Genomic DNA, 25,124 nt, shown 5'->3' with positions numbered 1-25,124 from the left:
TGTTACTTTATCATTAAGCAACAAAAGGACGAATAACAACGCCTTCTTCACCTTTTACTTCTTCCATCACCACGTAGGTACGACTTTCACTCACATTGGGCAGCTTTAATAATATATCACCGAGTACGCCTCGGTATTCTGACATATCGTTAACCCGGGTTTTTAATAAAAAGTCGAAATTACCCGAAACCAAATGACATTCTATAATTTCTTCGTGTTTTCTAACAGCAGCACTGAACTCTTCAAACACGTCGGGCGATGTTTTGGTAATGGTTACTTCCACATACACAGAAAGCCCTTGACCAAGCTTGGCAGGATCAACCACTGCTTTATAGCCTAAAATATACCCTTCTCGCTCTAGCTTTTTCACTCGCTCTAGACAGGGCGTGGCGCTTAGGCCAACTCGTCGGGCCAGTTCAACATTTGACAGGCGGCCATCAAGTTGTAATTCGACTAAAATTTTGCGATCAATACGGTCTAATAAGTTATGCATGGCTTTTTAGTTTTTTATTCTAATAAAATTAATTTTACAGATACTAACACTATAAAGGACTTAAAAAAAGGTGAGACACACTACCCTAGCATGAATATAATAGTGGAAAATTTTTATCCCGTTCTAACAAGGCAAAATTATGATTATTGGTGTACCTAAAGAAATTAAAAACCACGAGTACCGTGTAGGTATGGTTCCTGCGAGTGTTCGCGAACTTGTAAATCACGGCCACCAAGTGATTGTTGAAACGAATGCTGGTATGGGCATTGGTTTTACAAATGATGATTATGTTCAAGCAGGCGCTGAAATTTTAGAAACAGCTGCTGACGTTTTTGCAAAAGCAGAAATGATCATCAAGGTAAAAGAGCCACAAGCTGTTGAGCGTGCAATGTTACGTGAAGACCAAATTCTTTTCACTTACCTTCACCTTGCACCGGATCTTCCACAAACTGAAGACCTTGTTAAAAGTAAAGCAATCTGTATTGCTTATGAAACAGTAACTGATGCACGCGGCGGTTTACCACTATTGGCACCAATGAGTGAAGTAGCGGGCCGTATGTCTATTCAAGCAGGTGCACAAGCGCTAGAAAAAGCAAACCACGGTCGTGGTATGTTACTAGGTGGTGTACCAGGTGTTGAGCCAGCTAAAGTTGTTGTTATTGGTGGCGGCATGGTTGGTCGTAGCGCTGCACAAATGGCGGTTGGCTTAGGTGCTGAGGTTGTTGTACTTGACCGTAACATCGACGTACTACGTGCACTAGACGCACAGTTTGGTAACAAAGTTAAAGCTATTTACTCAACAGCTGATGCGCTTGAAAAGCACGTATTAGAAGCTGACCTAGTAATTGGTGGCGTGCTTATCCCAGGTGCTGCTGCACCTAAACTAGTGACTGCTGAACACATTAAAGCAATGAAGCCAGGTGCTGCTATTGTTGATGTTGCGATTGACCAAGGTGGTTGTATTGCAACCTCTAAAGCAACTACGCACGCTGATCCTACTTTCATCGTTGATGAAGTTGTTCACTACTGTGTTGCTAACATGCCTGGTGCTGTTCCACGTACATCTACATTTGCACTTAATAATGCAACATTACCGTTCATCATTAACCTTGCAAACAAAGGTTACAAAAAAGCACTACTAGATGACGCTCACTTCTTAAAAGGCTTAAACGTAATTAAAGGCCAAGTAACATACAAAGAAGTAGCTGAAGCGTTCAACATGGAATATGTTGACCCACGCACTGCAGTAGAAAACGCGTAACTATTATTGTTACCGCTTATACCTAAGCCATAATTTAGGTATAAGCATTAAAAAAGCAGCTAATTAGCTGCTTTTTTTGTATCTAAATTTTAGGGTCTGTGGTCAACAGACCCAAGTGTTATATAAATCGTTTAATAATAAAATCGACTTTTACGCGCTTAGCTTGACCAAGTAGCTTTTTCACTGGCTGCGGGTAATCGCTCATGGTTTCTAAATCATCTGGACCGGTTAAACGACGACAATGCTTTAAAATTTCTTGGCGTTCATTATCAATGTCGCGCATGATAGATTGTTCAGGATCTTCTATCAGAATGCCATTTTCGATATCCAGCCCCCACGCGCGCGGATTTAGGTTATGCCCACTAAGTAAATGCACTTTACGGTCACAGCAAATCCCTTTTAGATGAAACGAGTTACTCTCGTGTTTCCAAAGGTATACGTTTAAGTTGCCATTATCTATGTGGCGTTTTTGCGATTTTACAAACTTATGTAAAATAGTTTCGTATAAATACGGTAACGCACCAATTTTACTAAATGGCTCGCTAGGTGGCAGGTAAAAATCGTTTGCAGTTTTATCGCCCACCACAATAGTGACTTGTTTACCTTGCTTTAATAGCCTGCGTAAAGAGCGCATTAATGGCGCCGGAAAATTAAAATACGGCGTGTATAACACCAGCTCTTGCTCGGTGGTATCAAATAACGCTTTAATTAAGCGATTAAGCTCATTATTACGACGGCCTAAACCTAAAAATAAACGAATGCCCATTGCATGAGTATTCAAGTTCTGCGCACTTTTATAGCTTGCCGATTTAAGCTCACGCATAAGTTGCTTTTGTTCAAGCTTAAAGTCAGCCATGCGTTTAAGCGGTCGTTGATCAATTCTTGGTACCGCTTCAGAGCTCAATAAAGTTGATTCGATAAAATCGACCACTGAGTCACATAATTCGCTTTGCGAGACTAAAAAGTAGCGATCGAGTCGGTATCGGTCGCTATATTGCAAATACACATTATTTAAACTGGCACCGCTGTAGAGCAATGTGTCGTCTATAACAAAGCCTTTTAAATGCAATACCCCAAACAGTTCTTTGGCTTTTACGGGAACACCATACACTTGAACGTTTGAATTAAACTTCTCTAAGCTGTCGCAATATAAGCTTGCATTGCCCTCTGACTTTTCTGCACCAATTAAACCACGCTGTGCGCGATGAAAATCAACCAGTACTTTAATTTCAAGCGAAGGGTTAGCTAACGATGCACTGTGTAGTGCGGCTAATATTTCACGACCCGCTTCATCATCTTGTAAGTAAAGTGTGGTGATATAAATTCGTTTTTTTGCGTTGGCAATTAAATCTAACAATTGCGTACGGTATTCTTGCGCATTGGTTAAGACGTTAACGTCTTTTGAAGTCAACCCAAATGCGGGTTTCTCTTGCCAAAATAACATAGTTGCCTATTCACTTAGGTCACATAATTAAGCAGTGACAAATCAAAATTAGTTAAAAGATAACAAAAAAAATCAGGCTGGTCATGAATTAACGTCGTTTTATTGGCTAACAGTCTATTTATTAGGCGGGGGCTGCCTTTAAAGCATTTACTAGTACACATTAATGAACAGCTTTGTAATTTGCGAAAAAAAATAATCTCATCTTTTATTTACTTCCTACTTGTTTTTCTTAGAATCGGGCGCATTAAAACCGTATTAAACGTTTAGGAAAAGATCATGACTGAAGCAAAACATTGTAAGTTACTTATTTTAGGTTCGGGCCCTGCAGGCTACACAGCCGCAGTTTACGCTGCACGTGCTAATTTAAACCCTGTTTTAATTACCGGTATTCAACAAGGTGGCCAGCTAACAACCACCACTGAAGTTGAAAACTGGCCTGGCGATGCACACGGTTTAACCGGCCCTGCATTAATGGATCGTATGAAAGAGCATGCAGAACGCTTTGAAACTGAAATTGTGTTCGACCACATCAACAAAGTTGACGTATCTAAGCGCCCTTTCACACTAACCGGTGACCAAGGTACTTACACATGTGATGCTTTAATTATTGCAACCGGTGCCTCTGCGAAATATTTAGGCTTAGAGTCTGAGACTAATTTCCAAGGCCGTGGTGTTTCTGCTTGTGCAACCTGTGACGGCTTTTTCTATAAAGGTCAAAAAGTAGCGGTTGTTGGTGGTGGTAACACAGCGGTTGAAGAAGCGTTATACCTATCTAACATTGCTGATGAAGTTCATGTTATTCACCGTCGTGACAGTTTCCGTAGTGAAAAAATTCTTGCTGACCGCCTTGCTGAAAAAGCTGCGAACGGTAATGTTGTAATGCACTACAACCGTACACTTGATGAAGTACTTGGTGACCAAATGGGTGTGACCGGCGTTCGCATTAAAGATGTGGCGTCAGATGCTACTGAAGAACTTGATTTAGCGGGTGTGTTTATTGCCATTGGCCATAAGCCAAACACCGATATGTTTGAAGGTCAGCTAGAAATGAAAGACGGCTACCTAGTGGTTGAATCTGGTCTAAACGGTAATGCAACCCAAACCAGTGTGCCAGGTGTATTTGCTGCTGGTGATGTATCTGACCATATTTACCGTCAAGCGATTACCTCTGCCGGTACTGGCTGTATGGCTGCACTTGATGCAGAACGCTTTTTAGATAATCTGTAATTTAGAATCTAAATTAAAAAAGGGCTGAATTTTCAGCCCTTTTTTATGCCCAAACATAACTGTACTCACACCAAAATTCATTGTACTTATAATTGAAATTAGTTTTATTTATACAATTAATGGCTTAGGTGCGATAGGATCTAAGGGTGAGCAACAAATACCGTCAAATTATATAAGTAAAACTAGCTATAATTATCGTCAGGAATAAAAGCTTTATTCATTTAGGCATTACTAGAAACTGTAAAATCAGTTAAAATGCTTAACTTCATATCAAGTAAATTACCGAGAGTTTTCTATGAGTTTGTATACAAAATATATGGAAGAAATCCAAACCCGTAAAACGGAGCTTGGATTAAGCCCACAACCAATCGATAGCGCTGAACTAGTATCAGAAATAATTAATCAAATTAAAGATACTAATAACGAGCATCGTAAAGATTCACTGCATTTCTTTATTTTTAATACTTTACCTGGAACAACCAGTGCTGCGGGCGTTAAAGCACAGTTTCTAAAAGAAATCATTTTAGGTGAAGAGCACGTTGCAGAGATCACTCCAGAATTTGCATTCGAACTACTTTCACACATGAAAGGCGGCCCATCGATTGAAATGCTAATTGATTTAGCCTTTGCTGATGACGCAAAAATCGCAGCACAAGCTGCAGAAGTACTGAAAACTCAGGTATTCTTATACGATGCAGATATGGAGCGCATAAAAGCGGCCTACGAAGCAGGTAACCCAATTGCTAAAGAATTACTAGAGAGCTTCTCAAAAGCTGAATTCTTTACAAAATTACCTGACATCGAAGAAAAAATCGAAGTAGTAACTTACATTGCTGGTGAAGGCGACATCTCAACTGATTTACTGTCTCCAGGTAACCAAGCACACTCACGTGCTGACCGTGAATTACACGGTAAATGTATGATCACTGAAGAAGCACAACAAGAAATCGTTGCCCTTCAAAAGAAACACCCTAACGCTAAAGTAATGCTTATTGCTGAAAAAGGCACCATGGGCGTTGGTTCATCTCGTATGTCTGGTGTGAATAACGTAGCACTTTGGGCTGGTAAACAAGCAAGCCCATACGTTCCTTTCATCAACATTGCACCTGTTGTTGCAGGTACAAATGGTATTGCGCCAATCTTCTTAACAACGGTTGATGTAACTGGCGGTATTGGTCTTGACCTTAAAAACTGGGTTAAGAAAGTAGATGCAGACGGCAATACAGTAACTGATGCAAACGGTGACGCAGTGCTTGAAGAAGCTTACTCTGTTGCTACTGGTACTGTATTAACAATCAATACTAAAGAGAAGAAGCTTTATAACGGTGATAAAGAACTTGTTGATATTTCATCAGCGTTCACACCGCAAAAAGTTGAATTCATGAGAGCCGGTGGTTCTTACGCCGTTGTATTTGGTAAGAAACTACAAACGTTTGCTGCTGAAACTCTTGGCATTGAAACGCCGCTTGTTTACGCACCTTCAAAAGAAATTTCACACGAAGGTCAAGGCTTAACAGCGGTTGAAAAAATCTTTAACCGTAATGCGGTAGGTGTACTATCAGATACGCCACTTCACGCAGGCTCAAACGTTCGCGTTAAAGTGAACATCGTTGGTTCGCAAGATACAACCGGTCCAATGACAGCACAAGAACTAGAAGCAATGGCTGCTTCAACGATTTCACCTCTTGTTGATGGTGCCTACCAGTCTGGTTGTCATACAGCATCAGTATGGGATAGCAAAGCACAAGCAAACATTCCTAAACTAATGGCGTTTATGAATAAGTTTGGTTTGATCACTGCACGTGACCCGAAAGGCGTTTACCATGCAATGACTGACGTTATTCACAAAGTATTGAACGACATTACAATTGATGATCGCGCTATCATCATTGGTGGTGACTCGCATACACGTATGTCTAAAGGCGTTGCCTTTGGTGCCGACTCAGGTACTGTTGCTGTTGCACTTGCAACGGGTGAATCAGCGATGCCAATTCCTGATTCAGTTAAAGTGACGTTTAAAGGCAAAATGGCTAAGCACATGGATTTCCGCGACGTTGTACATGCAACGCAAGCGCAAATGCTTAAGCAATTTGGCGGCGAAAACGTGTTCCAAGGCCGTATCATTGAAGTTCACATTGGTACCCTAATGGCTGACCAAGCGTTTACTTTCACTGACTGGACTGCAGAAATGAAAGCGAAAGCGTCAATCTGTATTTCAAATGATGAAACGTTAATTAAGTCAATTGAACTTGCTAAGTCACGTATCCAAATCATGATCAACAAAGGTATGGAAAACGAAGCACAAACGCTACAAGGTCTAATCGATTTAGCCGACAAGCGTATTGCAGGTATTCAATCTGGTGAAGAGCCAGCACTTTCTCCAGACGACAACGCTAAATACCACGCAGAAGTTGTGGTTGATTTGGACCAAATCGTTGAGCCAATGATTGCCGATCCAGACGTAAATAACGATGATGTTTCTAAGCGTTATACTCACGATGTGATCCGCCCTGTTTCTTTTTACAACGACAAGCCTGTTGATTTAGGTTTTGTTGGTTCGTGTATGGTTCACAAAGGCGATATGAAAATTATTGCTCACATGCTACGTAACCTTGAGAAGAAAAACGGTTCTATCTCATTCAAAGCGCCATTAGTTGTTGCGCCACCAACATACAACATTGTTGATGAGCTTAAAGCTGAAGGCGATTGGGATATTCTTGCTAAATACGCAGGTTTTGAATTTGACGATGCAAAACCAAAAACGGCTGCACGTACTAAGTATGAAAATATCTTATACCTAGAACGTCCTGGTTGTAACTTATGTATGGGTAACCAAGAAAAAGCAGAACCTGGTGATACTGTTATCGCAACATCAACACGTCTTTTCCAAGGCCGTGTAGTAGCCGATACATCTGAGAAAAAAGGTGAGTCACTTCTAGGTTCTACGCCAGTTGTAGTTCTATCTTCTGTTCTTGGTCGTTTCCCGACTATCGAAGAGTACAAGTCTGCGGTTGAAGGTATTGACCTTACATCGTTTACACCTGTTGAAGAAGCAATGACAACTAAGTTCAACGCTGGACAAGCAGTACCAGTAAAAGTGGTTAGCTAATTCTATTAGTTAGCACTTTTTAAGCTAATAATTAAAGCGCGTTTTAAACGCGCTTTTTTTTTGGCTAAAATTTACCTCACAGGAATGTAAGCCCTGCTCAACCCTATGGACAACCCAATAATTTGTGGTTTGTGATTTTAAAGCAACAGGTTACACTTTATCTTGACCATGCAGTTATTCAATCGGTGTTATGACTAAACAACTCTATCAACTCGCTACGAGCCATTTTGCTTTTCCTGATCCCAGCCATGCATTAGATGATCCAGATGGTTTACTTGCCATTGGTGGATGCTTATCGGTAACGCGATTAAAAAATGCCTATTTATCTGGTATTTTTCCGTGGTTTAGTGAACAAGAGCCAATTATGTGGTGGTCACCCAGTGAGCGCGGTATTGTTGAGCTTAATGACTTTCATGTTAGTAAAAGCTTACGAAAACATTTAAAAAAGCACCCGGTCACCGTAACCATTAATCATGCCTTTGAAGAAGTGATAGAAGCGTGCCGCGATCAACGTCTTGATACCGATGGCACTTGGATCACCCCGCAAATGCAACAGGCGTACATAAAAGCGCATTACAATGGCTTAGCTCATAGTTTAGAGGTATGGCGTGAGGGAGAGCTTGTAGGCGGCTTATATGGGATTATGCAAACTGGCGTTTTTTGTGGTGAATCAATGTTTCATCATCAAACAAATTGCTCCAAACTGGCGATGTGGGCGCTGGTTAATTGGCTTAAGCGCCATAATGCGCATTTTATTGATTGCCAATTAGAAAATCCTTATTTAATGTCGTTAGGTGCCAGCGTGATTCCACGTGAAGAATTTTTAACTAAACTTAATAAAGCACAGTGTTACACCCCAGCTGCCAGTATGTGGCAGCCACAGGAGCTAATCGCGATATATGAATGAACAACTTCCGGCTCGTATAGGCCTAAGCCAACCGTTTGAATGCAGTTATTTACCTGATCGCCAAGAACAACTGCTGGTGATACTCGACCCAAGTTGTTACAGCAGCAACAAGTTTGAATCATTATTAGGATTAGGCTTTCGTCGCAGCGGTAACCAAATTTATCGCCCGCACTGCCCTATTTGCAGCGCATGTAGTTCTGTGCGCGTTTTAGCTGATGAGTTTATGCCGACAAAATCGCAAAAACGTAAACTTAACAAAGCAAAAAACCGCTTTGAGGTAAAATATTCACAGGTTGAACGCGAACAATACTACCCACTTTACAGTAAATACATTAGTTTACGTCATCAAGACGGTTCTATGTATCCACCTGATAAATCACAATTTCAAAGTTTTTTGTTTTGTAGCTGGTTAACCATCACCTTTATAGAGCTTTGGGATCAAGAAAACTTAGTAGCCGTTGCTGTAACTGATTGTATGGACAACGCTATTTCCGCTATTTATACATTTTTTGACCCTGACTACGAACACTTCAGTTTAGGGACTGTAATGATATTACAGCAGCTTAAATTTGCTAAACAGCAACACAAACAGTTTGTTTATTTAGGCTATCAAATAGATGAATGCGACAAAATGAAGTATAAAACCCAGTTTTTACCTGCCCAAAAACAGCTCAATGACCAGTGGGTGGCTATTTAATTTACAAAAATAGCCCCTGCGCCTTTACTTATTGGCGTATTTTGGGCAAAATCTGCAGCGTTTAACTATTAAAGAGGTGTTACGCTAAACATGGCGAAAGAAGACGTAATCGAAATGCAAGGGACAGTCCTTGATACTTTACCAAATACAATGTTCCGAGTTGAGCTAGAAAATGGTCACGTAGTTGTGGCTCATATTTCAGGTAAAATGCGCAAAAACTATATCCGTATTTTAACCGGCGATAAAGTAACGGTAGAAATGACTCCTTACGATTTATCGAAAGGTCGTATCGTATTCCGTGCTCGCTAAGTAAGTGCGTAAACGAGATTTAGTTTTTGGCTAGTGAAAACTAGCTTTAAGCGTTTATTAAATGTAATTAATGGTAGTAGCCAGTAATTACATTTAATAAACAAAAAACCCAGCCTTTGCTGGGTTTTTTGTTGCCTATTTCTTTGGCAAATAAAAAAGCCTGCATAAAGCAGGCTTTTTAAATTGCTAACTTTTTTAGGTTAGGCTGGCGTTAAGTCACTCTCGTAATCAAAACGCAGTTTTTTATCTTTAACCGATACTTTTACCGTACCGCCAGAAATTAGCTCACCAAACAGTATTTCGTTAGCCAATTGCTTTTTAAGATCTTCTTGGATAACACGCGCCATAGGACGCGCGCCCATTGCTTTGTCATAGCCTTTATCAGCCAACCACTCACGAGCTTTAGAAGTAAGCTCAAGGTTAACTGACTTCTTATCCAGTTGCGCTTGTAACTCAACAACAAATTTATCAACCACTTGCAAAATAACCTCTTTTTCGAGGTGATTAAACCAAATAATGTTATCTAAGCGGTTTCTAAATTCAGGTGAAAATACTTTGTTAATTTCACCCATTGCATCGTGTGTGTGATCTTGCTCACTAAAACCAATCGACTTACGCGTGGTTTCTTGTACGCCGGCATTGGTGGTCATCACTACTACTACGTTTCTAAAGTCAGCTTTTCGGCCGTTATTATCTGTTAGCGTACCGTGATCCATAACTTGTAATAAAATGTTGTAGATATCAGGATGCGCTTTTTCAATTTCATCCAGCAATACCACTGCATGTGGGTTTTTGATCACCGCTTCTGTTAATAAGCCGCCTTGTTCAAAACCTACATAACCCGGAGGAGCACCGATTAAACGGCTCACCGCATGGCGCTCAACGTATTCAGACATATCAAAACGAATAAACTCAACACCCATGCATTTAGCTAATTGCTTGGTAACCTCTGTTTTACCTACCCCTGTTGGGCCTGCAAATAAAAACGAACCAACCGGTTTGTTCTCGTTTGCTAAACCTGAGCGCGATAAGCGAATAGCAGAAGTTAATGCATCAATGGATTGATCTTGTCCAAACACCAACATTTTTAAATTACGGTCTAAGTTTTTCAGCGTTTCTTTATCAGACGACGACACATTTTGAGGCGGAATACGCGCCATTTTAGACACAATCATCTCAATATCAGATACACCAATGGTTTTTTTACGCTTGGACGTAGGCAGTAGCCGTTGGCTTGCGCCTGCTTCATCAATAACGTCAATCGCTTTATCAGGTAAGTGACGCTCATTAATATACTTGGCACTTAGCTCAGCGGCTGCTTTTAACGCTTTTTGCGTATAACGAATACCATGGTGTGCTTCGTAACGATCTTTTAAGCCGTTAAGAATTTTAGTGGTATCTTCAACACTAGGTTCAAGCACATCAATTTTTTGAAAACGACGAACTAGGGCGCGATCTTTTTCAAAAATATTCTTGTACTCACCGTAAGTGGTAGAACCCATACAACGTAATTGCCCACTTGAGAGTAACGGCTTAATTAAGTTTGAGGCATCCATTACCCCACCTGAGGCAGCACCTGCACCAATAATGGTGTGAATTTCATCAATAAATAAAATTGAACCTGGTTTTGCTTGTAACTCTTTTAATAAACTTTTAAAGCGTTTTTCAAAATCGCCTCGGTATTTGGTACCGGCAAGTAACGCGCCCATATCTAAAGAGTACACAACCGCATCTGCAATGACTTCAGGCACTTGTTCGTTAACAATACGATAGGCTAAGCCCTCGGCAATGGCAGTTTTACCTACGCCGGCTTCACCAACCAGTAATGGGTTATTCTTTTTACGACGACACAGCACTTGCACTGTGCGCTCTACTTCACTGTCACGGCCAACAAGCGGGTCAATATTACCCTCTTTAGCGTGTATATTAAGGTTAGTTGTAAAGCTGTCGAGCTTACTCGCTTCTTCGCTTGCTACTTCTTGCACCTCTTCATGAATATCGTCGGTATCATCGCCTAATTCGTCGTCACCTTTGGCAATCCCATGAGAAATAAAGTTAACAATATCAAGTCGAGAAATATCGTTCTTTTTAAGTAAGTACACGGCTTGGCTTTCTTGCTCAGAAAAAATAGCGACCAGCACATTAACGCCTGTCACTTCATTTTTGCCAGAAGATTGCACATGAAATACAGCGCGCTGTAATACTCGCTGAAAACCAAGTGTTGGTTGAGTTTCGCGCTCTTCTTCTAAATCAGGAATAACCGGTGTGGTTTCATCAATAAATTCAAGTAACTCTGTTTTTAATCCAGAAACGTCAACACCACACGCATTAAGCGCTTCTCCAGCTGATGGGTTGTCGAGTAGAGCTAATAAAAGGTGCTCTACGGTCATAAACTCATGACGACGTGTACGCGCTTCACGAAACGCAGTGTTCAAAGTTAGTTCTAAGTCTTTATTTAGCATTGGCAACCCCTTACAGAGATAATAATTTTATACCGCACTTCAAAGATGAAAGTTCACCTTTGTGGTATTTATTCCTGCTCACAACTACATAGCAGTGGATGCTCGTTATCCCTTGAGTAGCGGTTAACTTGCTCAGCCTTAGTATGTGCTACGTCGGCGCTGTAAACACCACATATGCCCTTACCTTGCTGATGTATTTGCAGCATCACATCAGTTGCTCTATCGCTATCCATATTAAAAAACGTCATTAAGATCTCTATTACAAAATCCATCGGCGTGTAATCATCGTTGTTTAACACAACTTTATATTTTCGCGGTGGCTGCAACTTTTGCTTTTCACTATCGCGAACGGTGTCGATAACACCAGAATCTTTCATACCACTCATAATTAAATATAGTCTTGTCTTTGTAACTCAAGCAAACTTGAATAAAAAAATAAATAAAATGTTAAAAAATAACCTAAAACACTTGACTGGTTGCTTAAATAAACTACAGTCAAATGGTGATTGATTAAACCTTAGTCAGTCTAGCAAACAATACAGTTTAGGATAACTAAATTAGTCAACTTATAGAAGGATGTAGAAGTATGGCTTGTGGTAAAGTCAAATGGTTCAACAACGCCAAAGGTTTTGGTTTCATCGTAGAAGACGGTTGCGAGAACGACATTTTTGCTCATTACTCCACTATTGTAATGGACGGATACAAGACGCTTAAAGCTGGTCAAGATGTTACCTTCGAATTACAACAGGGCCCTAAAGGTCTACACGCTACTAATATAGCCCCTAACGGCGATATTATAGAGTGATTGTAAATATGAGACTAAAGCGAGCGACCTGTTTAGATCCTCGCTTAATCCCCTAAATATCCCTAACCACTTACATATAAATTGCTTCATTGTTTGTTAATTCAACCCTGCTCCTTGATTTTATTTTATCTACCCCAATAATTTCAGTATTAGATGTTTAACTGCTGGCGTTTGGCGCGTAATCCTAGCCCTTTTTAGCCAAGCTTGTTACACTCTTTATCCTGTAAAACGTAATTACTTTAGCCTAATGGCTAGTTTTTAATTACATAAATTTCAGTTATAAAAGACACTAGTCCGTCAGGTGTGATTATTCTTACCTTGTTTAGGTTATACGAGTACCAACACCTAACAGACTACTCATTGCATATACTAATGCTTTATTTATAAGGTATTAAGCGATGATTTCTTTGCATTGTTGAATTTGGCCAATGCGGCCTACTATCTAGGAATGATGATGACATCAAAAATTATCTATACAAAAACGGACGAAGCTCCGGCACTAGCAACTTATTCGTTGTTACCTATTATCCAAGCGTACACAAATGCGGCAGGTGTTGAAGTTGAAACACGCGACATCTCATTAGCTGGTCGTGTAATTGCGAGCTTCCCGGATTACCTAACAGAAGAACAACGCATTGGTGATGCACTTGCAGAGCTTGGCGAAATGGCAAAAACACCAGAAGCTAACATCATTAAATTACCGAACATTAGTGCATCAGTTCCGCAACTTCGCGCTGTAATTAAAGAGCTTCAAGAAAAAGGTTATGCACTTCCAGAATACCCTGTAGAACCTAAAAACGATGAAGAAAAAGCCATTCAAGCAGCATACGATAAAATTAAAGGCAGCGCAGTAAACCCTGTTCTTCGTGAAGGTAACTCTGACCGTCGCGCACCAGGTTCAGTGAAAGAGTATGCACGTAATAACCCGCATTCAATGGGCGCGTGGAGCAAAGATTCACAATCATACGTTGCAAGCATGGAAGAAGGTGACTTCTTTGGTTCTGAGCAATCAGTAACTGTTGATGAAGCAACGGATGTTCGTATTGAACACGTAGCGGCTAATGGCGATATCACTGTACTTAAGCAAAGCACGCCATTACTTGCTGGTGAAGTAATTGATGCATCACGTATTAGCGCTGCAAAATTACAAGCATTCCTAGAAGCTGAAATTAATGCAGCGAAAGAAAAAGGCGTGTTATTTTCGCTTCACATGAAAGCAACCATGATGAAAGTATCTGATCCAATCATCTTTGGTCACGCTGTAAAAGTATTCTACAAAGACGTTTTTGCAAAACACGGTGCACTTTTTGAAGAGCTAGGTGTTGATGTAAACAACGGTTTAGGCGATGTGTACTCTAAAATTCAAACATTAGATGACGCTAAGCGCGAAGAAATTGAAGCAGATATTCAAGCTGTTTATGCTAACCGCCCTGCTATCGCAATGGTTGATTCTCATCGTGGCATTACAAACTTACACGTACCAAGTGATGTGATCATCGATGCTTCTATGCCTGCTGCAATTCGCTCAAGCGGTCAAATGTGGAATAAAGACGATAAATTACAAGACACAAGCTTTGTAATTCCAGATCGTTGTTACTCTGGCGTTTACCAAGCAACCATTGATTTTTGTAAAGAGCACGGTGCTTTTGATCCTACGACTATGGGTAGCGTACCAAACGTTGGCCTTATGGCTCAAAAAGCGGAAGAGTACGGCTCACATGACAAAACATTTGAAGCAAAAGCTGACGGTACTATTCGTGTTGTTGACACAAATGGCAATACGTTACTTGAGCACAGTGTTGAGCAAGGCGATATCTGGCGCATGTGTCAGGTTAAAGATGCACCAATTCAAGATTGGGTTAAACTTGCAGTAAACCGCGCTCGCGCAACTGGTAATCCGGCTATTTTCTGGTTAGATGCAGAACGTGCACACGATGCTGAGCTAATCAAAAAAGTGAATAAATACCTGCCAGATCACGACACTGCTGGCCTAGATATTCAAATTTTATCGCCAATGGATGCAACCTTATTCTCACTAGCACGCATCAAAGAAGGTAAAGATACGATTTCTGTAACAGGTAACGTATTACGTGATTACCTAACAGATTTATTCCCAATTTTAGAATTGGGCACTAGTGCTAAAATGCTTTCAATTGTGCCACTAATGAATGGCGGTGGTCTATTTGAAACAGGTGCGGGTGGTTCTGCTCCTAAGCACGTTCAACAGTTTGAAAAAGAAAACCACTTACGTTGGGATTCTTTAGGTGAGTTCTTAGCACTTGCTGCGTCACTTGAACACCTAAGCACGACAACAGGTAACAACAAGGCACAAGTACTTGCTGATACGCTTGATAAAGCAACGGGTACATTCTTAGCTGAAAACAAGTCGCCTTCACGTAAAGTAAAAGAAATTGATAACCGTGGTTCTCATTTCTTCTTATCTTTATTCTGGGCTCAAGAACTTGCTAAGCAAAATGAAGATAGCGAGCTTAAAGCGCAATTTACACAAATTGCTAGCGACCTTGAAACCAACAAAGAGCAAATTGTTAGCGAGCTAAACGATGCACAGGGTCCTGCAATGAACATTGGCGGATACTTCCAGCCAAATGATGATGCAGCCTTCAAAGCAATGCGTCCGAGCACAACATTTAACGAGATTTTATCTAAACTAGTATAAATCAGTTAAATGAATGAAAAGGCGCTCATAGAGCGCCTTTTTTGTGCTTAGGCGAAAGGTGTTCGTAAAAAAGGCCGCTAATGCGGCCTTTTAAATTCAACTTTAAAAGTTTATTTTGTGTACGCGCGTGGCATGTTCGACTCTGTTGTATAGCGCTCACGCAGTTTATCTTGGCGAGATTCAGTACTAACCTCAACCCCATTAATAAACATTTTATTCACGTGGCTGCTCAGCTCAAACGGGTCGTTACTCCACATAACAACATCAGCGGCTTTACCTACTTCTAGGCTACCGGCATTAATACCAAATACATCAGCCACATTCGAAGTCATGGCCTTTAATGCGCCTTGTTGGCTCATACCGTAAGACACTGCGTTACCGGCATCGTAGCGAAGCTGGTAAACATTGTGGCTGGCATCGCCACCCACAGTTAATAGCACTTTAACACCGGCTTTTTCTAGTATGCCGGCATTATTTAAGCTTGCATGCAATGAATCGAAGCTGCCTGGTAAATTATCCATTGCACTAATGATCACAGGAATGCCTGCTTTAGCGATGCGATCTTTAACTACAACGGCATCTTGAGCGCCATTAAGGACAATGTTTACGCCAAACTGCTGTTTCACTTTTATTAGTTCAACAATATCAGCCGAACGCGACACACTAATTAGTAATGGCATATCGCCTTTTAGTACTTTAGCCATTATGGTGTCTTCAGCACTTGGCTTAGCGTCATCTTTTTTAGCTTCTTTGCTTGCTTTAGTTTGATGCTCATCTAACTTATTGATAAGTGTTTGCAAGGTAAATGCACGAGAGCCTTTGCTGCGTTCACCCAAATGAACCACTAATGCTGCTTGCTTTTTATTTACGCTTTCGAAGCTACCACTTAAATCAACAACACTTGCAAGGCCTGCAAATATGCTGTCACCACCGTAAGGGGTGATCAAATCGCGAGTAATACCGCCTTTACGTGCATAAGGTATTAAGCTTGAACGAGGATTAAATGCCAAGCTTGCATCAAAATCGATACCCGCTTTGTCTTCTCCTGCATCGCGAGAACCGGCAACCGCACCTACTTCAACTAAGCCAAGCTGGTTTACACTGGCTATAAAACCTGGGGTCACTATTTGACCTTGAGCATCAATAACTTTGTCAACTTTAAAATCGCTAGGGTTAATGGCAGTGATTTTGCCATCATTCATAACTATGCTAGCTCCTTCTAATACACCTTGATCTGAAGATGTATGCAAAGTTGCATTAATAATTGCCAGTGACTCTGCGCTCACGGTACCCGATGCTAATAGCCCTGCAGCAACCAGAGAAAGCGAAAACGAACGTGATAATTTTTTCATTCTGGGTGCTCCTTATTGTTGACCTAACATAAAATCACTTTGTGCTTGGAATGCGCTATCGTTTCTATCGTAAACTTTTGCACCATCAACAAACACTTGCTCTGCTTTTGCATAAACACTAAACGGGCTTTGATTCCAAATAACAACATCAGCTTGTTTGCCTGCTTCAAGTGAGCCTGTTTTATCTTCAATACCTAAAGATTTAGCGGCATTAGCTGTGATCCACTTAATTGCATGCTGCTCAGAAATATCAAACCCATTTTGGTTTGCACTGAACATAACTTTCGCTGCTTCTTGGTTTAAGCGTTGAATCGTCGTGTCAGAATCTGAGTGCACAACAGCACATGAGTTTTTAACGGCATCAACAATTGCTACGTTCTCTTGCACCATATCGTAGGCTTCCATTTTAAAGCCCCACCAGTCTGGCCAAAGTGCAGCACACGAGCCGTTTTCAGCCAGTAAATCAGCAATTTTGTATGCTTCAATACCGTGATGGAATGTGCCCGCATGATAATTAAACTCTTTTGAAAGGTCGATCATCATCGCCATTTCTTCTGCTTTGTAGCAGTGATTATGAATACGAACGTCACCTTCTAAAACACCGCGCAATGTATCGTATTTAATATCTCGGTGTGGAGCTTCTGGGTTTTTACCCGCAGCGTAATCAGCATCGTACTTATCCCACTCACGCTTATATTCTTGAGCGCCAATCCATGCTGTGCGATAACCTGCCATATTACCCATACGTGTCATCGGTAATACACCTTTTCGACCGTAAACACGTTTAGGATTTTCACCACAGGCCATTTTTAAACCGTATGGCGCATCAGGAAATTTCATTCCTTGCATGGTATGAGCCGGTACATTTTTAAGTGTAACGCCACGTCCACCAAATAGATTAGCTGAACCTGGTAAAATTTGTAATGACGTAATACCGCCTTCACGTGCGCGATTAAAACCTGGATCTTGTGGCCAAATTGAATGCTCAACCCATACTTCTGCCGTATTAGGGCTGGTCATTTCGTTACCATCTTGATGAGACTCAACCGATGGATTTGGATAAGCACCTAAATGTGAATGAACGTCAATAATGCCTGGTGTTACCCATTTACCTTGCGCGTCAATAGTGGTGTCTGCATTAGCAGTTAAATCTTTACCAACTTGCTGCACTTTACCGTCAACAATCAGTACGTCAGCTTCATCTAAACGCTCACCCGTACCTGTTAATACCGTTGCATTAGTGATCAAGGTGCTTGATGTCGCTACTGGCTGATAAGTACTTGGGTATGGGTTTTTATTAATGGTTACTTTTGGATCTTGTGGGCCGCTTTCTTGGCAACCAACAAGTGCTGCTGCTAAACCAACAGCTAACAATGAGGGAGCAAATTTTTGCATGTTTTTAGGTTCTCCTGTTTTTTTACTACTTTAGCGAAAGCAAACACATAAAGCTAAAAAAACAGGTGAAAAGGCGGTTATTTAAGGTGAGTTTCTGTAATTATTTTTTTATATAATTGTTATAAAGCTTATCCAGTGCTCCTTCGGTGGTGAGCGATGGATCTTTACTTATAAAGTGTTTAACCGTTCGGGTTACAAAATCTGAGTTTTGCTTATATAATTTTGAAAAATCTTTAATCAATGTATTACCATCTTTTGCGGCTGTGACTTTATCATGGCGATGTCTGTATTGGCTCAATGCCTTATTAAAATCACCTTGATAGTCTTCCACTAAAATTTTATAAAAATCACTTTTTTGTACCTTTAAAACATTAATGCAATAATTAAGCGCTTCTTTAAAGTCGGTAAATACAGTGCCTTCTACATCAAACTCTTTGGTTTTTTCACGCACTGTGACACGTGCTTCTTCAGTAGCATAACTAAACCCCGTAAAAGCAAGTCGCTCAGCCGCTTCTTTACCGAGTTTCATACCCGCTTGAATACTATGAGCAAATTCATCACTCATGTCAGCGAGCTCGTTTTCTTCCCACATGTTATAAACGCGCAAAGGCTTTGCATACTTATTAGATAACTTCTTTTTAAGTTTGCTAAATCGCTCATCAATGGTCATTAATCGCTCATTGTGAAGTAATGCATGGCATTCATAACAAGCTGCAATGGCAACAAAGTCAGCTTCTTCACCTAGATCAATAATACTTTGTAGCATATGCAATGGCGGGCAATGATCGCGCTCTGTTGCCTCACAGCCGCAATAAAAACATTGGTTAAAATGCTGTTGCTCACATGCATAAGCTTGCTGGTAGTAACTTGCTAACGTTTTATTCACAATTGCGCTCCAAAAATATAAAATGCCACAAATTTAGGGCGCGATAATAACAGCCTGAAAAAATATTTCAGTAGGAAAACGCTAAAGTGTGTCAAAAATAAATTATTTATGAACAACTTTTCATACACCTACAAAATTGCACGATTTATATACACATCTTCTTACAGCTTACCCCATTCAGTTAACAACATTTCGGCTACATTAAGCAATACTTAAGTTGCATATAAACAAAGAGGCAAATACTATGATTTCTTTCAAAGCAACTCTATATTCAACTGTATTATTGGGCGCAGCAACATTAACAGCTCCTGTAATGGCGGCCACTTTTGTTGCCGCTGATTCATCACCCGGTACCCAAGCTTGCATGGCCGTTGCATCTAACAAAAGACTGACACTGCTCAGAACAATGAAAGATCTACGTATAGATAAACATGTAATTAGCAAAAAATTACTCTGTAATGATTTATCAGTGGGTGACTTTGTAACGCTGTATGATTTAAATAAATCAGCACAATTTTTAAATATTGAAGCATCTACTAGTACGTCAATAAGAGATTTAGCAAAAGTAAATAAACCGCTTGTAGTTATTATGGCGGGATCTAAATAACCTGAGTTCTAATTAAAAAATCGTGAGTTTTAAATGCGTTTAATTTACTCGAGTCAAACACGTTAGGCAGGGCTTAGTACCTGCTTAACGTGTATTTATTATTAAATAAGCGCTGCCAACAAACCAAATAAGCCACCAAATACCCCACCCCACACAACGAGCCAGCCTAAGTGCTCGCGGATCATGGTTTGAATTATTTCTTTTACCATTTTAGGGGTGAGTTCATCTAAGCGTTCATCCACTAACTTAAGCACTGTATTATGTAGGTTTTGCGCGTTATTCCCTTGGGTTAACATATCGCTTAATAGCGTTTTAAAATCGTCGGTGTCGCTTATTTGCACCAGCGATGATTGCATTTTTTCAATAAACTTTTCTCGCATTGGCTCAACGGCTTCAGTGCCGCCAAACATTGCAAGCATGCTACCAAATTGTGATTGCTCAATAACCACTAACAAATTATCGAATGCAGGGTTTAAATCTACTTTATAAATTACCGATTCAAAATCAATCGTTGGCTGTGCCTTACTTAGAAGCTTGTCTATTTTATGCTCAGAAAAGAACTCCGTAAGTATTAAATTTCTTATAGCCACTTTAAAGCTTTCAAACTTAAGCGCAATTACACCTGATCCATATAAAAACGGTACTTTTTCAAACAGCATATGAATAGCGAGTAAATTTGTAACCGCACCAGAGAGTGCAAATAAACCCACTGAAAGTACAATGGCTTGATCAAATACAAAACCAATAACAACACAACACGCTGCTAATAAGTTAGTGATAAAACTTTTATTCATTTTTATTCCATTTCAGTGATTTGTATCAGAAATTGATAGTCTTAATTTTACACCGATTAATTTGTTTATTTAATCCCTTTTTGCCATAGTTTATTTATAGGTTTAAAAGGTGACTATTGTTATGTGGAAAACAATCAATCAACAGATCAGCCAAGCTATCCATTACGATTTTAAACACACCCATAAACGTCAGTTGCAAAATACATCCACCGATAAGTTGTTTCACTTAAGCGATGGCAAGCACAATTACTTAGTTAAAATTACGCAAAAACATGAACTAGAACGCTTTGAGGCTCAAGCTCAAGGTTTAAAACAGCTTACTCAAAACAGTGTATTTATGGTGCCAGACTGCATTACAACTGGGGCCAATATAGAATTCGCCTTTATTGTATTAGAGTGGCTTGCACTTGACGAGCTTCCCCATACCCATTGGTCAGCTATGGGGGAGCATCTTGCTATGTTACATCAAAAACACCAGCAAGCGATGTTTGGTTTTGACACCGACAATTATTTAAGCTCAACACCTCAACCTAATCAGTGGCATAAAAAATGGGATGTATTTTTTGCAGAAGAACGTATTGGTTGGCAATTACAGCTATTAGCTGAAAAAGGCATTGTACTTGCAGACCCCGAGCAACTGATAAATTTAGTAAAAGAGCAACTGCATAATCATCATGTTTTACCCTCACTATTACATGGCGATTTTTGGCGCGGTAATATGGGCTTTGTAAACAACATTCCGACCTTATTTGACCCTGCCTGCTATTACGGAGATCGGGAGGTCGATATTGCTATGAGTGAGCTTTATGCCCCCCTCCCTGAAGAGTTTTATAGTACCTACAATCACCAATACCCTTTAGCTCAGGGTTATGAACAACGTAAGCTTGTTTACCAGCTTTACCCTATTTTAAACAACGCCAACATTTATGCGGGGCATTATCTAAATCAGGCTAAAGACCACGTTGATAAACTAATTAAACTAAAATAAATGTAGTAAACAAAATATAAGCACTATAGTTATTATTAGCTCGTTGTGTGTTACCCACGTAAAAAAACTTAGTTTTTATGAGGTGTTATTATGAAAGACTTTTTATCACAACGTATCGCCTGCCCACATTGTGGACACCATATTCATTTAGATCTCGATGCCAGTATGGGCGACCAAGACTACTATGAAGAATGCAGTGCCTGTTGTAACCTTATACACTTGAACATGCATATAGATTATGCACGTAATAAGTTAGAGTTACATGTGGACAGCGATGACGAACAAATATTTTAACTATGTTGGCGCATGTAGTTTTCAACGGTGTTTATAATTGTGTAGGTTTGCTGGTCGACTTCAATATTGAACTCATCACCCACAACGGCTTCACCTAAATTAGTTATATCGAGTGTTTCTGGTATTAAATGCAACCAAAAGCCAAATTCATCAATATTACCCACCGTTAAACTTGCACCATTAACAGATACAAATCCTTTGTATAGCACATATTTTTGCCATTTTTGTGGTAGGCTGAGCTGTATTTTATAGTTGTTTTCTAACTTCACTATTTGCGCAATTTTTGCGGTGCAATGAATATGTCCAGATACAATGTGCCCACCCAACTCAGTACCAAATGACACTGAACGCTCGTAATTAACTAAACTACCCAATTCCAGTTGCCCAAGATTAGTTAGCTGCAGGGTTTCGTCAATAACATCAAAATGCACTTGAGCAACCACATCGTGATTACTTAGCTCTACTTTTACCACAGTCAAACAGCAACCATTTATAGCGATGCTGGCACCTAAGTCTAAATGCTTCACGTATTGCTCATTAACAGAAACTACCAAACGTAATACGCCCTGTGCATGGGTTTTAGAAACTACCGTTGCTTGAGTTTGAATAATACCGGTAAACATAAAAATCGCTTCTATTTCTAACAAAGTGCTAGTTTAACGTATCAAAAGACAAAATCATTCACTTAATAGCACTTATTCATGGTTATTTTCACCACCAAGATGAATTAAATACAAACACCGACCACCAGCATAGCTTGGCAGATCACAATAGATTACAATGCGACTATGTTTTTCTGAATAGCTGTTTTTTATGACTTTTTGTAGTTGGGAAGCCAAACGTTTACTTTCTCTTGCCGTTCCCGTTTTTTTAGCACAAGTAACTTTAGTATTAATGTCTGTGGTTGACACCATTATGGCCGGACAAGTGAGTCCTACCGATTTAGCTGCACTGTCAATTGCAACGGGGATATGGAACCCAATTTTATTGGCAATACAAGGGATTTTATTAGCATTAACGGGCGTTATTGCACAATTCGCTGGTGCTAAAGATCGTAACGGCATCAGCCATTATTTTCAGCAAGCCCTTTATTTAACACTCCTTTTAAGTATTGCTGGTTTTAGTGCAGCGCAGCTTGCCAATACTGTTATTTTACAGCTAGATACCACCCCTGCAATTGCTGGACTTGCTTTTGACTACATTCATTTTGTTAAATGGGGTGTATTTGGCTTTTTAATTTTTACCGTTTACAGAAATATGACTGAAGGCATGGGGATGACCAAGCCTGCATTTTATATTAGCCTACTGGGGCTTGCGGTAAATATTCCACTCAATTATATTTTTATCAATGGCTTATTTGGCCTACCAGCATTTGGCGGAGCCGGTTGTGGTATTGCTACCGCACTCGTATTTACTGTTATGGCCATTGCGCAGGTGACTTATTGCCAACTCAGCAAAAAAGTAGACGCCAAAGGCTTATTAACAGGCTTTGAAAAACCTAACTTTAAAACCATAGGTATTATTACCAAACTCGGTATTCCTATATCACTAGCCACTTTTTTTGAAGTAACCTTGTTTGCCTGTATACCTTTATTTATTGCGCACTTAGGTGCGGTGGCCGTATCTGGCCATCAAATTGCAGCCAGTGTTACGGCACTATTATTTATGATGCCTCTTAGCCTCTCAATTGCAATTAGCATACGAATTGGTAATTTATTTGGGCAAAATCATTTAGATCAATTAAAAGTAGCCGTGTCTACAAGTTATATTTTAGCGGCAATTATCGCTCTATTTATTGCTTTTATTACTTTTATAGGTCGCGATGTGATTAGCGAGCTTTATAGCGATAGCCCTGCGGTACTCGCACTTGCTTCATCAATTATGATTTTAGCCTGTATTTATCAACTTCCTGATGCATTACAAGTGGCTGCAAATGGTATATTAAGAGGGTTAAAGCATACCGCGCCTATTTCTTATATCACTTTTATCTCTTATTGGTTAATCGGCTTTAGTTTAGGCTACGTATTAGCAAGAACAGACTTAATAGTGCCAGCAATGGGCCCTCACGGTTTTTGGATAGGTATCATCGTTGGATTATCAGTTGCAGCTGTACTACTGATGCTGACAGTGCATAGGCGATTTAAACGTGAACCATTTATTCTCTCTTAATCAATCTATAACTACCACACTGCCACTTAAATGGTTACTGGTAGTGTGTTGTATCTTACTTTTTGGCTGCGCAGAGCAGCCCAGTGAGGCAAATAAAACTTATTTGTCTCGCTTAAGTAGTACCTTGCAAGTTCCTAAGCCAAACACAAACCCATTGCAACAACTTACTTTAGTTGAGCCTGTTGAAGCTTTACAACCAGCAATTAAAATTGGCATAACTGAACTTGCTGGTATTAGCCAATGTAAACTGAACGTTTTAATAAGCGAGCATAATAATCAGTTAGGTAAAACAGCCACCGCTGCTAGTAAATTGAAGTACCAAATAGATTTTATTCAAAGCGCGCAAAACTGTTTAAATAGCTTGGATAAACAGAGCAAGATTTACAACAAAATTGCTGCAGCAAAAACTCAAAAACAAGCTCAGCTCACTCAGTTTTTCAACAATATGTTATTTAGTGAACCCGAGCTCAACAGCAGTTGGCAATTAACCGGTCAAGAGCTCAGCACTCAACCGGCTGGGTTTAGCGACACAGTTGAGGGGCTTAAAAAGCTAACTACCATAAAACAGCTAATAGAAAACCAAAATAGTATGGCAATAAACAGTGATGATATTTTGTCAGCGCTTGAGCCGCTTAACAGATACGAGTTTAACCAACAACTTATTCAAGCCGCGCGTGAACAAATTAGCTTAAATCATGCGGCAACCCAGTTTGTAAACACTTTAACGCTTGAAGATATATGCCCAAAGGGTAAAAACAAGCAGCAAGCTAAAATTGTCAGTAATATATTCAATAAATATTACTTGAAACAAATTCAGCCTTATCAAGCGCAGCTTAGTGGTTATTTAGAAACATTGCAGCCGCTGTATGTGCAACTGTGGTTTAATCAAGCAGTAAGCAGTGAAGGAGTAAATGCCCTTCTTGACCCAAACGCTAAAAACTTACTCGCTCAGCTAAAATCGTCAGCAAAAGAGCATGTTATATGGTGGCAAAAATTTTATAAAACGTGTGAAATCAGTCCAATATGAATAAAAAAACGGCAAATAAACTCAAATAGCATAAACATGCTTGATTCACTCCCCATCACGCTATATATTAGCGACCGTTGTTAAGCAATTAACAACTCTTAAATACATGCAGTACGACTGTAGCTCAGTTGGTTAGAGCACTACCTTGACATGGTAGGGGTCGGTGGTTCGAATCCACTCAGTCGTACCAAAATTAGTAAATAATGTATTTAAAGTACGTT

Annotated in this window: 22 protein-coding genes and 1 tRNA gene; 14 read left to right on the top strand and 9 right to left on the bottom strand. The window is 39.9% G+C overall.

Annotation, left to right across the window (positions count from 1 at the left end):
* Positions 1–13 precede the first annotated feature (13 nt).
* Positions 14–493, bottom strand: a complete 480-nt coding sequence (lrp, locus tag ACNSN3_RS05740; RefSeq protein ID WP_008110073.1) for a leucine-responsive transcriptional regulator Lrp — start codon at positions 491–493, stop codon at positions 14–16.
* Positions 494–632: 139 nt separating this feature from the next.
* Between lrp and ald the strand changes: the two genes are divergently transcribed.
* On the top strand, positions 633–1,754 hold the full coding sequence (ald, locus tag ACNSN3_RS05735; RefSeq protein ID WP_055011832.1) for an alanine dehydrogenase: 1,122 nt from the start codon (positions 633–635) through the stop codon (positions 1,752–1,754).
* A 118-nt stretch (positions 1,755–1,872) separates the two neighbouring features.
* Here ald and pssA read toward each other — a convergent pair whose 3' ends face one another.
* Complete coding sequence (gene pssA / locus ACNSN3_RS05730; RefSeq protein WP_418608746.1) at positions 1,873–3,198, bottom strand: CDP-diacylglycerol--serine O-phosphatidyltransferase; 1,326 nt, start codon at positions 3,196–3,198, stop codon at positions 1,873–1,875.
* 276 nt (positions 3,199–3,474) lie between these two features.
* Here pssA and trxB point away from each other — a divergent pair, with 276 nt between their 5' ends.
* The 5 genes from trxB to infA all read left to right on the top strand — a co-directional run bounded on the left by trxB (position 3,475) and on the right by infA (position 9,447).
* Complete coding sequence (gene trxB / locus ACNSN3_RS05725; protein ID WP_008110078.1) at positions 3,475–4,425, top strand: thioredoxin-disulfide reductase; 951 nt, start codon at positions 3,475–3,477, stop codon at positions 4,423–4,425.
* A 295-nt stretch (positions 4,426–4,720) separates the two neighbouring features.
* A complete protein-coding gene (locus ACNSN3_RS05720; RefSeq protein ID WP_131690908.1) occupies positions 4,721–7,534 on the top strand; it encodes a bifunctional aconitate hydratase 2/2-methylisocitrate dehydratase in 2,814 nt (937 codons plus the stop codon).
* A gap of 190 nt (positions 7,535–7,724) precedes the next feature.
* Positions 7,725–8,441 carry a leucyl/phenylalanyl-tRNA--protein transferase gene (aat, locus tag ACNSN3_RS05715; RefSeq protein WP_418608745.1) on the top strand — a complete coding sequence of 239 codons (717 nt, stop codon included), beginning with the start codon at positions 7,725–7,727 and terminating at the stop codon, positions 8,439–8,441.
* On the top strand, positions 8,434–9,138 hold the full coding sequence (locus ACNSN3_RS05710) for an arginyltransferase (protein ID WP_010389715.1): 705 nt from the start codon (positions 8,434–8,436) through the stop codon (positions 9,136–9,138). The genes aat and ACNSN3_RS05710 overlap by 8 nt, the downstream gene beginning before the upstream one ends.
* Before the next feature lie 90 nt (positions 9,139–9,228).
* Complete coding sequence (gene infA / locus ACNSN3_RS05705; RefSeq protein WP_002962494.1) at positions 9,229–9,447, top strand: translation initiation factor IF-1; 219 nt, start codon at positions 9,229–9,231, stop codon at positions 9,445–9,447.
* Positions 9,448–9,647: 200 nt separating this feature from the next.
* On the opposite strand, the gene clpA is transcribed toward infA, so the two are convergent.
* The gene (gene clpA, locus ACNSN3_RS05700; RefSeq protein WP_008110100.1) at positions 9,648–11,909 is read right to left on the bottom strand and encodes an ATP-dependent Clp protease ATP-binding subunit ClpA; all 2,262 of its coding nucleotides are present in this window, start codon (positions 11,907–11,909) and stop codon (positions 9,648–9,650) included.
* A 68-nt stretch (positions 11,910–11,977) separates the two neighbouring features.
* Positions 11,978–12,286 (bottom strand): ATP-dependent Clp protease adapter ClpS, encoded by a 309-nt coding sequence (gene clpS / locus ACNSN3_RS05695; RefSeq protein ID WP_008110102.1) that lies wholly within the window; start codon positions 12,284–12,286, stop codon positions 11,978–11,980.
* Positions 12,287–12,495: 209 nt separating this feature from the next.
* Between clpS and cspD the strand changes: the two genes are divergently transcribed.
* Both cspD and ACNSN3_RS05685 read left to right on the top strand, forming a co-directional pair.
* Positions 12,496–12,714, top strand: coding sequence for a cold shock domain-containing protein CspD (gene cspD, locus ACNSN3_RS05690; RefSeq protein ID WP_008110104.1), 219 nt, complete (start codon positions 12,496–12,498; stop codon positions 12,712–12,714).
* 454 nt (positions 12,715–13,168) lie between these two features.
* The gene (locus ACNSN3_RS05685) at positions 13,169–15,391 is read left to right on the top strand and encodes an NADP-dependent isocitrate dehydrogenase (protein ID WP_008110106.1); all 2,223 of its coding nucleotides are present in this window, start codon (positions 13,169–13,171) and stop codon (positions 15,389–15,391) included.
* A gap of 110 nt (positions 15,392–15,501) precedes the next feature.
* On the opposite strand, the gene ACNSN3_RS05680 is transcribed toward ACNSN3_RS05685, so the two are convergent.
* The 3 genes from ACNSN3_RS05680 to ACNSN3_RS05670 all read right to left on the bottom strand — a co-directional run bounded on the left by ACNSN3_RS05680 (position 15,502) and on the right by ACNSN3_RS05670 (position 19,024).
* The gene (locus tag ACNSN3_RS05680; RefSeq protein ID WP_054200751.1) at positions 15,502–16,743 is read right to left on the bottom strand and encodes an amidohydrolase family protein; all 1,242 of its coding nucleotides are present in this window, start codon (positions 16,741–16,743) and stop codon (positions 15,502–15,504) included.
* Positions 16,744–16,755: 12 nt separating this feature from the next.
* Entirely contained in the window at positions 16,756–18,138 is a 1,383-nt protein-coding gene (locus ACNSN3_RS05675; RefSeq protein WP_418608743.1) for an amidohydrolase, read from the bottom strand.
* A 100-nt stretch (positions 18,139–18,238) separates the two neighbouring features.
* Positions 18,239–19,024: a hypothetical protein gene (locus ACNSN3_RS05670; RefSeq protein ID WP_418608742.1), complete on the bottom strand. Its 786-nt coding sequence runs from the start codon at positions 19,022–19,024 to the stop codon at positions 18,239–18,241.
* A 244-nt stretch (positions 19,025–19,268) separates the two neighbouring features.
* Here ACNSN3_RS05670 and ACNSN3_RS05665 point away from each other — a divergent pair, with 244 nt between their 5' ends.
* Positions 19,269–19,631 carry a DUF3718 domain-containing protein gene (locus ACNSN3_RS05665; RefSeq protein ID WP_036984821.1) on the top strand — a complete coding sequence of 121 codons (363 nt, stop codon included), beginning with the start codon at positions 19,269–19,271 and terminating at the stop codon, positions 19,629–19,631.
* A gap of 101 nt (positions 19,632–19,732) precedes the next feature.
* On the opposite strand, the gene ACNSN3_RS05660 is transcribed toward ACNSN3_RS05665, so the two are convergent.
* A complete protein-coding gene (locus ACNSN3_RS05660) occupies positions 19,733–20,425 on the bottom strand; it encodes a DUF445 domain-containing protein (RefSeq protein ID WP_418608740.1) in 693 nt (230 codons plus the stop codon).
* A 121-nt stretch (positions 20,426–20,546) separates the two neighbouring features.
* Here ACNSN3_RS05660 and ACNSN3_RS05655 point away from each other — a divergent pair, with 121 nt between their 5' ends.
* Together ACNSN3_RS05655 and ACNSN3_RS05650 are read left to right on the top strand one after the other, a co-directional pair.
* Positions 20,547–21,413, top strand: coding sequence for a fructosamine kinase family protein (locus tag ACNSN3_RS05655; RefSeq protein WP_418608739.1), 867 nt, complete (start codon positions 20,547–20,549; stop codon positions 21,411–21,413).
* Between the two features lie 90 nt (positions 21,414–21,503).
* Positions 21,504–21,707: a CPXCG motif-containing cysteine-rich protein gene (locus ACNSN3_RS05650; protein ID WP_008464077.1), complete on the top strand. Its 204-nt coding sequence runs from the start codon at positions 21,504–21,506 to the stop codon at positions 21,705–21,707.
* Here ACNSN3_RS05650 and ACNSN3_RS05645 read toward each other — a convergent pair.
* Positions 21,704–22,330: a riboflavin synthase gene (locus ACNSN3_RS05645; protein WP_054200746.1), complete on the bottom strand. Its 627-nt coding sequence runs from the start codon at positions 22,328–22,330 to the stop codon at positions 21,704–21,706. The genes ACNSN3_RS05650 and ACNSN3_RS05645 overlap by 4 nt on opposite strands.
* A 190-nt stretch (positions 22,331–22,520) precedes the next feature.
* Between ACNSN3_RS05645 and ACNSN3_RS05640 the strand changes: the two genes are divergently transcribed.
* From ACNSN3_RS05640 to ACNSN3_RS05630, 3 genes are all read left to right on the top strand, one after another.
* Positions 22,521–23,876 (top strand): MATE family efflux transporter, encoded by a 1,356-nt coding sequence (locus ACNSN3_RS05640; RefSeq protein ID WP_138604919.1) that lies wholly within the window; start codon positions 22,521–22,523, stop codon positions 23,874–23,876.
* The gene (locus tag ACNSN3_RS05635) at positions 23,854–24,903 is read left to right on the top strand and encodes a DUF3080 family protein (RefSeq protein ID WP_418608738.1); all 1,050 of its coding nucleotides are present in this window, start codon (positions 23,854–23,856) and stop codon (positions 24,901–24,903) included. Before ACNSN3_RS05640 ends, ACNSN3_RS05635 begins: the two co-directional genes overlap by 23 nt.
* Before the next feature lie 113 nt (positions 24,904–25,016).
* A tRNA-Val gene (locus ACNSN3_RS05630) sits at positions 25,017–25,093 on the top strand.
* The last annotated feature ends 31 nt before the right edge of the window (positions 25,094–25,124 follow it).

This window comes from Pseudoalteromonas sp. US3C1004, assembly GCF_048401065.1.
GTDB lineage: Bacteria > Pseudomonadota > Gammaproteobacteria > Enterobacterales > Alteromonadaceae > Pseudoalteromonas > Pseudoalteromonas undina.
This window is presented reverse-complemented; position numbering and strand designations above follow the sequence as displayed.